Annotated in this window: 13 protein-coding genes and 1 pseudogene; 8 read left to right on the plus strand and 6 right to left on the minus strand. The window is 70.8% G+C overall.

Annotated elements, in window-relative coordinates; translation table 11 throughout:
- Positions 1 to 8: 8 nt before the first annotated feature.
- A complete protein-coding gene (locus tag LHJ74_RS26925; RefSeq protein ID WP_260220862.1) occupies positions 9 to 992 on the minus strand; it encodes an ABC transporter substrate-binding protein in 984 nt (327 codons plus the stop codon).
- A gap of 126 nt (positions 993 to 1,118) precedes the next feature.
- Between LHJ74_RS26925 and LHJ74_RS26930 the strand changes: the two genes are divergently transcribed.
- The 4 genes from LHJ74_RS26930 to LHJ74_RS26945 all read left to right on the plus strand — a co-directional run bounded on the left by LHJ74_RS26930 (position 1,119) and on the right by LHJ74_RS26945 (position 3,611).
- Positions 1,119 to 2,387, plus strand: coding sequence for a hypothetical protein (locus LHJ74_RS26930; protein WP_260220863.1), 1,269 nt, complete (start codon positions 1,119 to 1,121; stop codon positions 2,385 to 2,387).
- Positions 2,388 to 2,556: 169 nt separating this feature from the next.
- Entirely contained in the window at positions 2,557 to 2,922 is a 366-nt protein-coding gene (locus tag LHJ74_RS26935; RefSeq protein ID WP_260220864.1) for a nuclear transport factor 2 family protein, read from the plus strand.
- Positions 2,923 to 3,050: 128 nt separating this feature from the next.
- Entirely contained in the window at positions 3,051 to 3,407 is a 357-nt protein-coding gene (locus LHJ74_RS26940) for a PRC-barrel domain-containing protein (RefSeq protein WP_260220865.1), read from the plus strand.
- A 33-nt stretch (positions 3,408 to 3,440) separates the two neighbouring features.
- Positions 3,441 to 3,611 (plus strand): hypothetical protein, encoded by a 171-nt coding sequence (locus tag LHJ74_RS26945; protein WP_260220866.1) that lies wholly within the window; start codon positions 3,441 to 3,443, stop codon positions 3,609 to 3,611.
- Between the two features lie 207 nt (positions 3,612 to 3,818).
- Here LHJ74_RS26945 and LHJ74_RS26950 read toward each other — a convergent pair whose 3' ends face one another.
- Positions 3,819 to 4,694 carry a helix-turn-helix domain-containing protein gene (locus LHJ74_RS26950; RefSeq protein ID WP_260220867.1) on the minus strand — a complete coding sequence of 292 codons (876 nt, stop codon included), beginning with the start codon at positions 4,692 to 4,694 and terminating at the stop codon, positions 3,819 to 3,821.
- Positions 4,695 to 4,994: 300 nt separating this feature from the next.
- Between LHJ74_RS26950 and LHJ74_RS26955 the strand changes: the two genes are divergently transcribed.
- Positions 4,995 to 5,300, plus strand: a complete 306-nt coding sequence (locus LHJ74_RS26955) for a 4a-hydroxytetrahydrobiopterin dehydratase (RefSeq protein ID WP_260220868.1) — start codon at positions 4,995 to 4,997, stop codon at positions 5,298 to 5,300.
- Positions 5,301 to 5,319: 19 nt separating this feature from the next.
- On the opposite strand, the pseudogene LHJ74_RS26960 reads toward LHJ74_RS26955, so the two are convergent.
- The 3 genes and pseudogenes from LHJ74_RS26960 to LHJ74_RS26970 all read right to left on the minus strand — a co-directional run.
- Positions 5,320 to 5,648: pseudogene (locus tag LHJ74_RS26960) on the minus strand (sigma factor); the annotation flags it as partial.
- Positions 5,649 to 5,736: 88 nt separating this feature from the next.
- Positions 5,737 to 6,576 (minus strand): aldo/keto reductase, encoded by an 840-nt coding sequence (locus LHJ74_RS26965; RefSeq protein WP_311203356.1) that lies wholly within the window; start codon positions 6,574 to 6,576, stop codon positions 5,737 to 5,739.
- Between the two features lie 95 nt (positions 6,577 to 6,671).
- Positions 6,672 to 8,498 carry an AMP-dependent synthetase/ligase gene (locus LHJ74_RS26970; RefSeq protein ID WP_260220869.1) on the minus strand — a complete coding sequence of 609 codons (1,827 nt, stop codon included), beginning with the start codon at positions 8,496 to 8,498 and terminating at the stop codon, positions 6,672 to 6,674.
- A 449-nt stretch (positions 8,499 to 8,947) separates the two neighbouring features.
- Here LHJ74_RS26970 and LHJ74_RS26975 point away from each other — a divergent pair, with 449 nt between their 5' ends.
- Positions 8,948 to 9,862, plus strand: a complete 915-nt coding sequence (locus tag LHJ74_RS26975) for a sulfotransferase family protein (protein ID WP_260220870.1) — start codon at positions 8,948 to 8,950, stop codon at positions 9,860 to 9,862.
- A 29-nt stretch (positions 9,863 to 9,891) separates the two neighbouring features.
- Here LHJ74_RS26975 and fdhD read toward each other — a convergent pair whose 3' ends face one another.
- Positions 9,892 to 10,746 carry a formate dehydrogenase accessory sulfurtransferase FdhD gene (gene fdhD, locus LHJ74_RS26980; protein WP_260220871.1) on the minus strand — a complete coding sequence of 285 codons (855 nt, stop codon included), beginning with the start codon at positions 10,744 to 10,746 and terminating at the stop codon, positions 9,892 to 9,894.
- Between the two features lie 192 nt (positions 10,747 to 10,938).
- On the opposite strand from fdhD, the gene LHJ74_RS26985 reads away from it, so the two are divergent.
- Together LHJ74_RS26985 and LHJ74_RS26990 are read left to right on the plus strand one after the other, a co-directional pair.
- Positions 10,939 to 11,424 (plus strand): phosphatase domain-containing protein, encoded by a 486-nt coding sequence (locus LHJ74_RS26985; RefSeq protein WP_260220872.1) that lies wholly within the window; start codon positions 10,939 to 10,941, stop codon positions 11,422 to 11,424.
- Between the two features lie 213 nt (positions 11,425 to 11,637).
- The gene (locus LHJ74_RS26990) at positions 11,638 to 12,819 is read left to right on the plus strand and encodes an ROK family transcriptional regulator (RefSeq protein WP_260220873.1); all 1,182 of its coding nucleotides are present in this window, start codon (positions 11,638 to 11,640) and stop codon (positions 12,817 to 12,819) included.
- Positions 12,820 to 13,067 lie beyond the last annotated feature (248 nt).

Consider the following 13,067-nt stretch of genomic DNA (forward strand, 5'->3'; position numbering starts at 1 on the left):
GGAGGGTCTCACCGCAGCGCGGCGGTGGCTTCGTCGAGGACGATGCCGAGCGAGCGGGTGCCGCGTCCCTTGGCCCACACCTCGGAATTCACCTCGTGCACCTCGCCGTTCTTCACGGCGGGGATACGGCTCCACAGCGGATTCTCGGACAGCTTCTCCGAGAGCTTCCCCTTTTCGCCGCCGAAGGTGAGGGTTTCCACGAAGAGCACCTCGACCTCGCGGGCGAGGATCTCCTCCATGCTGTAACTCCCGCCGACTCCACGGGACTTCCAGGGGTAGTCGGATATCCGGGGGAAGAATCCGGCCGCCACGTCGATTCCGGGCGTGGCCACGCCGAAGTTCTCGTCACTGCCGTAGATGATGAGCGAGGTCTTCTCGCTCTTCGTCTTCTCGGCCGCAGCGAGTTTCGTGCGGAAGCGCTTCTCCGCCGCGACGGCCTCTTCCGTGCGCCCGGTCAGTGCACCCAGGTTCCGCAGATAGCCGACGCTCTCCTGCCACGTGGTGGGCTGGACGGCCCAGAAGGTCGTGGCGCCCTTGAGTGCGGGTGCGAGTTTTCCGTGTGTGTCCTCGAGTCCGATCACCAGGTCGGGCTTGTGGGAGAGGATCGACTCGATCTCGGGTGCGACGAACCCTCCGGGAATCACGGGAATGTCCGCGGCTTTCTTCTTGCCCAGGAAGTCCGGATGGGCCAGGAGCGCGTTGTTGGTGGCGGTGGGGGTGAGGCCCAGTTCGGCCAGCATGTCGTCGCAGAGGCCCACCAGGCAGACGACACGCTTCGGTTCCTTCTTGGTGCTGAGGGTCTTGCCCTGCGCATCCGTGATCTTCCGGGCGGGTTCGAGCGGCTTGACATCGACGCTCGTGCGCCCGCCTCCGCCGCTCTTCTCGTCCTCCTCGCCGGAGTTGTCTGCGGACGCACCGCAGCCCACCAGCAGCGCCCCCGTCAGAACGGCGGCAAGCCGGTACCGGAGGGGCCGGGCGGATATGAGCGACATCGCGGACTCTCAGTTCTTCTCGGGGACTCGGCGGCGGAGACGCCGGGCCCGGCAGCTCCGCGAGCGAGCATACACATGATAATCATTACCAACTACTGCCGGCCTGCATCGCGTGAGGACTTCCTGATGACCGCTGCTCCCCTGCTGCTCGTCGCCGACCATGTCGCGGGCGTCTGCCAGGTGCTGGCCCTCCCCGGCGGCACGCCCGTCGCCCGGCTGGAGGGTCGCCACCTCTCCGAGCACGCGGGCTTCCTCGCCCTCCCGCACGGCCGCGTCGCCTGTGTGGACGACCGCGCCGGCGAACTGCTCGTACTCGCCCCGTTCGTGGCGGCCTCCGGCGGACCCCTGATCGAGACACGGGTGCCGGTGGCCGTACCCGCGGAGCACCTGGCCGCCGACCGGACCGGGCGGCGCCTCGCCGTCACCACCGGCCTGGGACGGGCCACCAAGCCGTGGAGCGACCTGCTCACGGTCGTCGACCTCCCCGATCCCGGCGGTCCCGGCCACCTCGGCAACCCCGACCGCCCCGACGCCGTACGGGTGCGCACCCGAACCGGCGAGCCAGGGGTTACCCTGCACGGCGGCCCCGACCCCGTCGTCGTACTGCGCGAGCGCGCCCCCGGCCGCCTCGCCGCCCACCGCCACGCGGACCTGCTCGCCGCACCACCCGGCTGCCCCGCCGTCACCCCGTACGCGGAACTGCCACTCCCGGACGACGGTCACGGCGACGCCGCGGACGCCGGCACCGGAAGAGTGTTCGCCGCGACGGGAGAGGGCGTGCACCGCGCCCGGCTGCGCGGCGACCGGCTCGTGGCCGAGGAGCCGCTGTCCTGGTCGGCGGACGGCCGCACCGGTGGCCGCGGCTACTACCTGCGGCTCGACCCCAGGCACCGCACGCTGTGGTCCTCCCTGCGCGGCGGACCCGCGGACCCGCCGCGCTGGCCCGAGTGGACGAACGACGCCTGGTGGCACCACCTCGGCTCGGGGCGTACGGGCCGCCTGCCGCTCGGCCCCGGCCTGGTCTTCCGCATGGCCGTCGCCCGCGACCGCGCCGCGTTCACCCGTGTGCACCCCGACGGTGACGAGTTGATACTCGTGCGCACGGACCTCGAATCCCCCGCCGTCGCCGCACGGACACCCCTGCCCCCGATGGACGGCGCACCGCGCCCGGGGGCCGGCCCCTGGGAGGGGGTGCAGCGCCGCGCGGTCGCCGCGTCGCCCGGCGCGTCCCTTGTCGCCGTGAGCCGGGGCGGGCACGGTGAGGTCCACCTCTTCGACGCCGAAGAGCCGGGCGGATCGCGGCTGCTGCACATCGGCACCGCACTGGACCACGGCGGTGGCCTGGCGCTGCTCGCTCCGGACGACGGCGCGGAGGCCGACCAGGTCGGCCGCTGAACAGAATGCGGCGGGGCGGCCGACGCCGCGTCGCTCCGGCGGCCGTTACCTCTGCGGTAATCGACCCCCTCACCGGTGCCCGGCAGAGTGGAGCCATCGGGTCCCGGCCGGCGCACTCCGGCCGGGGCTCGGCCCTTGACCAGCACGTTCTTGCAGAGAGGCACTCGCCATGACCGACTACCAGACCGCCGTCACCCGCTACTTCGAGGCATGGAACGCGACCGACGCGGCCAGCCGGGCGACCGCCGTCGCCCAGGCGTGCACCGAGGACGTCACCTACACCGACCCCGTCGCCGACGTCCAGGGGCAGGACGGGCTGGCCACGGTGATAGCCGGAGCGCAGCAGCAGTTCCCCGGCTTCTCGTTCGTGCTTCTGGGAACGGTCGACGCACATCACCACATAGCCCGGTTCGGCTGGGAGCTGCGCGCGCCCGACGGCTCGGCTCCGGTTGCCGGATTCGACGCGGTCACGCTGGCCGAGGACGGGCGTATCCGCTCCGTTCTCGGTTTCCTGGACCGGGTCCCGGCCGCCTGAGCAATGCGGTGGGGTGTTCCGCGGGTCCTGCGCCGTTCCGCGGGTTACGGTGAGGGGCCGGTTACGGTGAGGGGCCCGCGGAAATCCACGATCCATTGCCGTAGCACCGGCAGGGAAAGGCGAGCGCCGTGTTCGAGGTGGAAGACATCCGGGAATGGCTGGGGCACGATGTCGTCGATCGCGCCCGCCGGAAGATCGGTACCCTGGAGTCGATCTATGTGGACACCGGAACCGACCAGCCGCTTTTCGGCACGGTGACCGTCGGAGTGCCGACGCGCCGCCGCCTGGTATTCGTGCCCCTCGTCGGATCGACCGTAGGACCCGGCTATCTCAAGGTCGACCACGACCGGAAAATCGTGAAGGACTCGCCGTCCATCGACGTGGACGGTGAACTGCTCGCCGGGGCCGAAGAGGCGGTTTTCGCACACTACGACCTGCCCTATGAGAACCGCGCGGGAGAAGAGCGCCGGCTCGCCCGCCGCTGATACCGCCTTTTGTCCGGGACGGAGTGAGATCCGATGCTGCTCGTTCTCCTGCTGCTCTTCGCGGCAATCGTGCTGGGCCTCGTCGGATGGCTCGCCCAGGGGCTGGCGTGGCTGCTCGTCCTCGGCGTGCTCGTGCTCATGGCCGATCTTGTGCTCTTCGGCGCGCTGCTGGGCCGGGGCCGTGGCCGGCGCGGACGCGCCTGAGGGCTGCCTCCTGGACAGACCTGGGGTCTGTCGATTGGATCCTGCTGGGCTCGCGTGCCCTGGTGCCGCACCCCGCCGCGTTGTCGTCAGTCGCCGACGCTCCGCGTCGGCTCCCTCCTCCGCCTTGCGATCCGTCCCCTGCCTGCGGCGGGGAGACCCCCAAGCACCAGACCCCGCTCACTGACCCAGCAGGATCCGAACGAGACCCTAGGGGACCAGCAGCTGAAGGTTCTCGGCCGTCTCCGGGTCGGCGGGGAGGAAGGTCTCCACCGCCAGCTCGGAGACCGTCACGTCCATCGGCGTGTTGAACGTCGCGATCGTCGAGAAGAACGACAGCACCCGCCCCTCGTGCTCGATCACCATCGGCAGCGCGAAGCACATCCACGGTGAGTCCGACTCCGCGGACTGCGGCGGGAGTACGGGCTCCGCGGACGAGCCGGGGAACGGATACGCCGCGACCTCCTCGTACAGCGCGCGCAGTGGGGCCGAACGCACCAGCGCCAGCTGCCGGGACATCTGCTCCAGCAGATGGCCGCGCCATTCGCGGAAGTTGCGGATGCGCGGGGCGAGGCCCTCCGGGTGCAGAGTGATCCGCATGGCGTTCAGGGGCGGTTCCAGCAGATGCGGGGACACGCCGTCCAGCAGCAGCGCGATGCCCCGATTGGCGGCGATCACGTGGTAGGTGCCGTCCATCACCAGCGCCGGGAACGGCTCGTATGCCGCGACCATCCGCTCCAGCCCCTCCCGTACGGCGGACATCGCCGGGTCCGTGAGCGAGGTCTCCGCGTAGCGGGGCGCGTAACCGGCGGAGACCAGCAGCGTGTTGCGCTCCCGCACGGGCACGTCCAGCCGCTCCGCCAGCTTCAGCACCATCTCGGGGCTGGGACGTGAGCGGCCCGTCTCGATGAAGCTGATGTGGCGGGCGGAGGAGTCGGCGCGCAGCGCCAGCTCCAGCTGGCTGAGCCCGGCACGGGTCCGCCAGTCGCGCAGCAGCCGGCCCACCGGGAGTTTCTTCTGACCGGTGGCTTCCCTCTGACCGGTGGCATCTCTCTGGACGGTGGGCTCTTTCTGGACGGTCCTCATGGACTCGAATATATGCCTACTGGGCAGCCCTTAGCCCGGATCTGCCCGGCGGCGTGGCAGTGTGGTGGGAGTGCGGGGCCTTGGTGCCGCAGCGGCACCAAGGCCCCGGCATCTCGCACCGACGAAGGGGACGAAGGCAATGCCGTGACTCCGCTCCCCCCACCTGAAGGAGGGGGCTTCCAACCCGAAGGCTGCGGTCCAGCCCCAACCGATCCCCTGCGGGACGCGCACACATCACCAGAGACCAGGGAAGCGATTCCCCCACCGGCCAAGGCCGGTGGTCCCCACGCTAGGAGACTGATGGCACCCGAACCGCTCTCCGCGCAGCAGACCGAAGACGCCCTCGCGGAACTGCCCGGCTGGAGCGTGGCCGAGGGCGCGCTCGCCCGGGAGTACTCCTTCCACGGCCATCTTCCGGCCGCCGCGATGGTGATCCACGTCGCCGCGATCCAGGAGGAGCTGGGCCACCACTCGGACCAGCTGCTGAGCTACAACAAGCTGGGCATCACGGTGAACACCCACAGCGTGGGCGGCCGGATCACCGAGCTCGATGTCGCCCTGGCCCGCCGGATCGAGGAGATCGCGGCGGGCCACGGCGTGCGCTGACCCGGCAGGACGGCCTCCCCTGCTCTGCCACGTGGTCGAAAGCGGGCATCCGGGCCAGCATCGCGGCCTTGTGCTCACGGTCGGCAGCGGCCTGCGCGGAGCGGACCCGTCCACCGCGCGGTGGTGCGCCAGTGTCAGCACCCACGACATCGCGCTGCCGGGGTCCGCGGTCCGGGCGGAAGCGGGCGGCGCACCGCCACACCTCCACCAGCACCTCCTGTGCGACCTCCTCGGACTGCGCAGGACCGAGGCGAACGCCTCGTGGTCACCCCGGGCGACCCGGACCAGCAGCTCCCGCAGGTCGGGGCCGGGCTCCTGCGGGCCCGCCAGTCGTGCGGACTGCCTCATGGGCGCGCCCCGCTGGCTGCTGCCGCCCACCTCGCGCGGTACGGCAGGCGGGGGCGGGGCGTCGCCGTCGGCGCCGGCCGGCCGGCCGTCAGAAGTCGGCGACGTCCGGGTCCGCGCCGAGGCGGGTGTCGGTGTTCAGGGCCCCGATGGACGCCATGTCCGCGTCGGCCAGCTCGAAGCCGAACACGTCGAAGTTCTCCCTGATCCGCGCGGGTGTCACGGACTTCGGAATCACGACGTTGCCGAGCTGGAGGTGCCAGCGCAGGATGATCTGCGCCGGAGTCCGCTCGTGCTTCTCCGCGAGGGCGACGATCCTCTCTTCCGCGAGGATGTCTCCGCCCTGGCCCAGGGGTGACCACGCCTCGGTGACGATGCCGTGGTCGGAGTGGAAGGCCCGGGGCACCGGCTGCTGGAGGCGCGGGTGCAGTTCGATCTGGTTCACCGAGGGGATGGACCCGGAGTCCTCGATCACGCGGTGCAGATGCTCGGGCTTGAAGTTCGAGACTCCGACCGCCCGCGTGCGGCCCGACTGGAGCAGCTCGCCGAAGGCACGCCAGATGGTCAGGTAGTCATCCCGCATCGGCCGCGGCCAGTGGATGAGGTACAGATCGATGTGATCCAGGCCGAGACGGGCGAGTGAGGCGTCGAACTCGCGGAAGACGCTGTCCCGGGTCCACGTTTCGGAGGCGCTGTTCCACAGCTTCGTCGTGACGAACAACTCCTCACGCGGGATTCCGGAGGCGGCGATGCCCTGCCCGGTGCCCTTCTCGTTGTCGTAGACGGCGGCCGTGTCGATACTGCGGTATCCGGCCTCGAGCGCGGTGCCCACCGCGCTCGCCGCGTCGTCGTCGGGCACCTGCCAGACGCCGAAGCCGAGCTGCGGCATGGTGACGCCGTTGTTGAGCGTGATGGCGGGGACGTGACTCACTGAGATCGGTCCTTACGTGCTGATCGAGGGAACGTACTCCGGAACACACAACGATCACGGTGATCAATTCATTCCGTACCGTCTGAATTGCCGGTTCAGGCACGGTACAGCGCATCGATCTCCGCGCTGTACGCCTCCTCGATGGCTCTCCGCTTGAGTTTGAGCGAAGGGGTGAGCAGCCCGTGCTCCTCGGAGAACTGCGCGGCCAGTATCCGGAAGGTGCGGATCGACTCCGCCTGGGAGACCTGAGTGTTGGCGGCCACCACCGCCCGCCGGATCTCCGCCTCCAGGTCCGCGTCCCGCACCAGTTCCGCCGGGCTCGGCCCGGGCTTCTCACGCACCGTCAGCCAGTGCGCCACGGCCTCCGGATCCAGCGTGATCAGGGCCGAGACGTAGGGCCGGTCGTTGCCCAGCACGAGACACTGGGAGACCAGGGCATGGGCGCGCACCCGCTCCTCCAGCGCCGCGGGTGACAGGGTCTTGCCGCTGGAGGTCACCAGGACCTCCTTCTTGCGGCCGGTGATCGTCAGATAACCGTCCTCGTCGAGGGTGCCGATGTCGCCGGTGGCCAGCCATCCTTGACGGAGCGACTCCGCCGTCGCCTGCGGGTTGTTGAGATAGCCGTGAAAGATCTGGCCTCCGTGCAGCCACACCTCACCGTCGTCCGCGATGTGCACGGTGGTGCCCGGCACCGGGCGTCCGACGGTGCCGAAACGTGTCTGCTCGGGGGGATTGGCGGTGGCCGCAGCCGTCGACTCCGTCAGCCCGTACCCCTCGAACACCCGGATGCCCGCGCCGTCGAAGAACAGCCCGAGACGCCGCTCCATGGCGCTGCCGCCGGACATCGCGTGCCGGCAGCGGCCGCCCATCGCCGCGCGCAGCTTGCCGTAGACCAGCTTGTCGAACATCTGGTGCTGCATCCGCAGGGCCGTCCCCGGGCCCGGACCGGTGCCGAAGGCCTTGTGCTCGGTGGCCTCCGCGTAGCGCACCGCCGCCTCCACGGCTTTGTCGAACGGTCCCAGCTTCCCCGCCAGCTCCGCCTTGCGGCGGGCGGAGGCGAAGATCTTCTCGAAGATGTACGGCACGGCGAGCACGAAGCTCGGCCGGAAGGAGGCCAGGTCGGGCAGCAGCACGGCGGAACTCAGCTGGGGCTGGTGGCCGAGCCGTACCCGGCCGCGGATCGCCGCGACCTCCACCATGCGGCCGAAGACATGCGAGAGGGGGAGAAAGAGCAGTGTGGACGCCTCGTCGCCCGGCTTGGAGCGGAAGACGGGCTCGTAGCGCCGGACGATGTTGTCGGTCTCGGCCATGAAATTGGCATGGGTGAGCACGCAGCCCCTGGGGCGGCCCGTCGTCCCGGAGGTGTAGATGACGGTGGCGACCGTGTCGGGCGTGAGCGCGAGCCGGTGCCGGTGCACCACCTCGTCGTCGATGTGGACACCCGCGGCCGTCAGCTCCCGCTCCGCGTCGGCGTCCAACTGCCACAGCCGCTTCAGATACGGCAGCCGTCCGATCACCGAGCCGACGGTCATCGCGTGGTCCTCGTGCTCCACGACGGCGGCCGAGACCTGGGCGTCGTGCAGCATCCAGCACACCTGCTCGGCGGACGAGGTCGGATAGACGGGCACGGGCTGGGCGCCGATCGTCCAGAGCGCGAAGTCGAAGAGCGTCCACTCGTAGCGCGTCCGGGCCATCAGGGCGACCCGGTCGCCGAAGCGGACACCCTCGGCGAGGAGCCCCTTGGCGAGCGCCAGGACCTGGTCCCGGAACTCACCCGCGCTCACGTCCCGCCAGGTCCCAGCGGCGTCCTTCCGGGCCAGCGCGACCCGGCCCGGATCGGCGGCGGCGTTGTCGAACACGGCGTCCGCCAGTCCGCCTACCTGGGGCGCCGTCGCCTCGGCGGGGACGGTGAACTCGTGCAATGGGTTCCGCTCCTGTGTGCGTGGCGCCGCTGGGCACGGCACCGTCATGCGGGGCACAGTGCCGCGACCGTATCGGATGGGGAGGGGGAGGGGGAGTGCCGAGACTACTGACCAGTAGGGCAATTGCGCTCACTTCGGCAGACATCCGCCCGGTTGTTGCAGCCTGGGCGTGATACCTGCACCGAACCTCCTCGAAGAGTCCCGTCGACAGGAGGGGCCGGGACCAGGGACGGAGCCCGTGCACGACACTGCGGCGACTGGTGGAGGACGCCGCTGCGTCGCCTCCGGGACACTGTCTGTTCGTGTCCGTCCTCTGGGATGGCAGTCGGCGACCGGCGGGGGCCAGGGCCGGGGGCCGGAGCGCTCCGTGAGGAGGCGGTCCGTGCGGCCCGGAGCGGTCCGTGAGGCCGGAGCCGTGTACGGCCGCTGTACGAGAGAGGGCGTCACCGATGCGGGACCCGCGCGTGGAAGCTGTCGGCAAGGGAATCCGGCGCAGAGGCAGACTGATCGCCGAGGCCCTGCGCCCGCCCGCCGGGGGAGTCGTCCCCGCGGACGCATCCGGGCGGGCCCCCGGGAGCGGCCCCGACGAGGAGCCCGCCGGGCCGGGGGAGCGCTATGTCGCCCCGTCGGCCCCCCGGCTCGTCCCGTCGCCCGTCTTCCTGCTCTCCCCGGTGCGCTCCGGCTCCACCCTGCTGCGCGTGCTGCTCAACAGCCACCCGCAGATCCGCGCCCCGCACGAGATGCATCTGCGCACGGTGCATGTGCGGATGGACCGCGACTTCACCGGGGAGGCCATGCGCGAGCTGGAGCTCGACAAGGAGGAGCTGGAGCACCTGCTCTGGGACCGGATCCTCCATCTCGAACTGGAGCGCAGCGGCAAGCAGCTGATCGTCGACAAGACACCGCCGAACACCCTGATCTGGCCGCGGCTGCACCGCTGCTGGCCCCGGGCCCGCTATCTCTTCCTGCTCCGGCATCCGGCCGCCGTGGTCACCTCACTGGTCAACCGCAGACAGGATCCGGACCTCGACCAGATCCACGCCGAGGTTCTGCGCTACGCCGAGCACCTGGAGGAGGCCCGGCACGCGCTCGCCGGCCACACCGTCAGCTACGAGGAGCTCACCGCCGAACCGGCCCGTGCCACCCGGGAGATCTGCGACCACCTCGGGCTCCCATGGGATCCGGACATGCTCGACTACGGCGAGCAGGACCACGGCACGTTCCGTCCGCACATCGGCGACTGGAGCAGCAACATCAAGTCCGGCCGCATCCAGCCCGCCCGGCAGGAGACGGAAGCCAGGCAGCTACCGCCACCGCTCGCCCGGATCGCCGACGCGTGGGGGTACGAGACCGCGCCCGACTAAGCCTCGACTAAGCCCCGTCCCGCCCTCGCTCAGGCGCGCGTCGCCGCCCCGTAAAGGCTGATCCGCTCCGCGCCCGCGTACACGTTCATCGAGGCGCCGCGCAGGAACCCGACAAGCGTCAGACCGGTCTCCGTGGCCAGGTCCACGGCGAGGGACGAGGGCGCCGAGACGGCGGCCAGCGTCGGAATCCCCGCCATCACCGCCTTCTGCGCCAGTTCGAAGGACGCCCTCCCGGAGACCAGCAGCAGGGTGTCACCCAGCGGGAGGCGTCCCTGCTGGAGCGCGCGTCCGACCAGCTTGTCGACGGCGTTGTGCCGGCCGACGTCCTCCCGTACGTCCAGCAGCTCCCCGTCGCTGGTGAACAGCGCCGCACCGTGCAGTCCGCCGGTGCTGTCGAAGACCCGCTGCTCGCGGCGGAGCCGGTCGGGCAGCTCCTTGAGCATCTCCATGCCGAGCGAGCCGGGCGCGGAGGCGGCGACGACGGACGGCCAGCGCGTACGCGTCCGCACCGCGTCGAGGCTGGCCTTGCCGCACAGCCCGCACGAGGAGGTGGTGTAGACATGCCGCTCCAGCGTGATGTCAGGGAGCGCCACACCGGTGGCGAGCCGGACGTCGACGACGTTGTACGCGTTGGAGCCGTCCGGCGTGTTCCCCGCGCAGTACGCGATGCGCGCCACCTCCTCGGCGGCGCCGAGCACCCCTTCGCTGACGAGGAAGCCCGCCGCGAGCGCGAAGTCGTCCCCCGGAGTGCGCATGGTGATCGCGAGGGGGCTGCCGTTGAGCCGTATCTCCAGCGGCTCCTCGGCGACGAGTGTGTCCGGTCGCTCCGAGACCGCACCGTCCCTTACGCGGATGACCGGGCGGCGCGCGGTGACACGGCCCATGGTGTTCACTCCTCGCTCGCTGGCTGGCTGCTTGTCCGGCTGCTGGCTGGCCGTGCCCATTCTCGCGCACAACCCGCGTGGTGTCCGGCTTACGGCCCCGCGACAGGGCGAGGTCGATACGCTGGTTGGACGGGCCGGCACCGGCTCCCGGTGTTCACCTTGGCCCATGATGTACGACGGAAGGTGCGAGGGATGGCGCGCGGGCTGCCGCTGGCTGTGTTCGATCTGGACGGCACGCTGTCCGACACGCGCCACCGCCTCCACCATGTACGGACCGCGCCCCGGGACTGGGACGCGTTCTTCCGCGCCGCGGACGACGACCTACCGCTGGAGGCGGGCGTGGCGATGGCGCTGGAGTGGGCGAAGAAGTGCGATCTCGGCTATGTGACCGGCCGCCCCGAGCGGTGCCGCCGTGCCACCGCCCGCTGGATCGCCGCGCAGGGGCTTCCCGCCGGTGACCTGTGGATGCGGGGCGCGGACGACCGGCGTCCGGCGCGTGTCACGAAGCTGAAGCTGCTGGAGCGGCTCGCGGCGCAGCGCACGGTCGCGGTGGTCGTGGACGACGACCGGCAGGTCTGTGAGGTGTACCGCCGCGCGGGCTTCCGGGTGATACGGGCCGACTGGATGCCCGAGTCCGGGACGCTGGGGGAGGCCCAGGAAAAGCACGGGCGTACCTGACCCGGCCCGCTCGGCTCCGTTGGGCATCTGTCCCGTCTTTGTCCTGGCGCTGGAGAAAGTCTGAATGATTTCTGCATAACTTCTTCCCAGTCATGCTCGCCACTGCTAGGTTCCTGGTGAATTCCCGGCCTGGGCTCCACGCACCGGGAGCCGAAGCCGAGGACCGGTTTCCCCATGCCGGCGGTCAGGGGAGGGAGGGGTGGAGTGAGGCGAATGACAGCTCGGCCCGCGAACGCACACCAGGCGCGGCTGCTACGGCTGCTGCGTGACGGCGGGCCCAACTCCCGTGCCCGGCTGGGCGACGAGGTCGACCTCTCGCGGTCGAAACTCGCCGTCGAGGTGGACCGGCTGCTGGAAACCGGATTGGTGGTGGCCGACGGGCTCGCCGCCTCCCGTGGCGGACGCCGGTCGCACAACATCCGGCTCGCTCCCGGCCTGCGGTTCCTCGGCATCGACATCGGCGCCACCTCGGTCGATGTTGCCGTCACCAACGCCGAGTTGGAGATCCTGGGGCACCTCACCCAGCCGATGGACGTACGCGAGGGCCCGGTCGCGGTCTTCGAGGAGGTCCTGACGATGGTGGGGAAGCTGCGCGACTCCGGTCTCGCGGAGGGCTTCGACGGCGCCGGCATCGGCGTCCCCGGCCCCGTCCGCTTCCCCGAAGGGGTGCCGGTCGCGCCGCCGATCATGCCCGGCTGGGACGGCTTTCCCGTGCGGGAAGCGCTCAGCCAGGAGCTCGGCTGCCCCGTCCGGGTCGACAACGACGTGAACCTCATGGCCATGGGCGAGCAGCAGGCCGGGGTCGCCCGTTCCGTGCAGGACTTCTTCTGCGTGAAGATCGGCACCGGCATCGGCTGCGGCATCGTGGTCGGCGGCGAGGTCCACCGCGGTACCACCGGCAGTGCCGGCGACATCGGCCACATCCAGGTCGACCCCGAAGGGCGCCGGTGCGCCTGCGGCAACCGGGGTTGTCTGGAGGCGACTTTCAGCGGCGCGGCGCTCGCCCGCGACGCCGAGTCGGCGGCGCGGGACGGACGTTCGCCCGAGCTCTCCAGCAGGCTGGAGCGGGCCGGACGGCTGACGGCCGCCGATGTCGCAGGGGCAGCAGCGGCCGGTGACGCCACGTCACTTGATCTGATCCGCGAGGGCGGCGCCCGTACCGGACAAGTGATCGCCGGACTCGTCAGCTTCTTCAACCCCGGACTGGTGGTGATCAGCGGCGGCGTGACCGGTCTCGGCCACACCCTGCTCGCCAGCATCCGGACCCAGGTCTACCGCCGGTCGCTGCCACTGGCGACCGGAAACCTTCCCATCGTGCTCGGTGAGCTGGGCCAGGCCGCCGGGGTGACCGGCGCGACCCGCCTCATCAGCGACCACCTGTTCTCGCCGGCCTGACCGGTCGGCCCCGCACCCCCGGTGCGCCGGTCCTGACCGGACCGGTGCCCCGAGCACTCCATACCGCCCATGAAGCTCCGCCCTGCCCGTTTGCACGAAGGCATCGCCGTGACTCGCTCCTCCACCTGAAAGCGGGGGGCTTCCCACCCGGAGGTCGCGGTCCAGCCCGAACTGATCCGCAGCGGGACGAGCTGAAAATCACCAGAAGCCAGGGAATCGACTCCCCCACCGACTGAAGCCGGTGGTCC

The organism is Streptomyces gossypii (assembly GCF_025165795.1).
Classification (GTDB): domain Bacteria; phylum Actinomycetota; class Actinomycetes; order Streptomycetales; family Streptomycetaceae; genus Streptomyces; species Streptomyces gossypii.

Coding starts and splice junctions, on each gene's coding strand:
- LHJ74_RS26925 (WP_260220862.1), bottom strand. CDS start 992: ATGTCGCTCATATCCGCCCGGCCCCTCCGGTACCGGCTTGCCGCCGTT.
- LHJ74_RS26930 (WP_260220863.1), top strand. CDS start 1,119: ATGACCGCTGCTCCCCTGCTGCTCGTCGCCGACCATGTCGCGGGCGTC.
- LHJ74_RS26935 (WP_260220864.1), top strand. CDS start 2,557: ATGACCGACTACCAGACCGCCGTCACCCGCTACTTCGAGGCATGGAAC.
- LHJ74_RS26945 (WP_260220866.1), top strand. CDS start 3,441: ATGCTGCTCGTTCTCCTGCTGCTCTTCGCGGCAATCGTGCTGGGCCTC.
- LHJ74_RS26950 (WP_260220867.1), bottom strand. CDS start 4,694: ATGAGGACCGTCCAGAAAGAGCCCACCGTCCAGAGAGATGCCACCGGT.
- LHJ74_RS26955 (WP_260220868.1), top strand. CDS start 4,995: ATGGCACCCGAACCGCTCTCCGCGCAGCAGACCGAAGACGCCCTCGCG.
- LHJ74_RS26975 (WP_260220870.1), top strand. CDS start 8,948: ATGCGGGACCCGCGCGTGGAAGCTGTCGGCAAGGGAATCCGGCGCAGA.
- fdhD (WP_260220871.1), bottom strand. CDS start 10,746: ATGGGCCGTGTCACCGCGCGCCGCCCGGTCATCCGCGTAAGGGACGGT.
- LHJ74_RS26985 (WP_260220872.1), top strand. CDS start 10,939: ATGGCGCGCGGGCTGCCGCTGGCTGTGTTCGATCTGGACGGCACGCTG.
- LHJ74_RS26990 (WP_260220873.1), top strand. CDS start 11,638: ATGACAGCTCGGCCCGCGAACGCACACCAGGCGCGGCTGCTACGGCTG.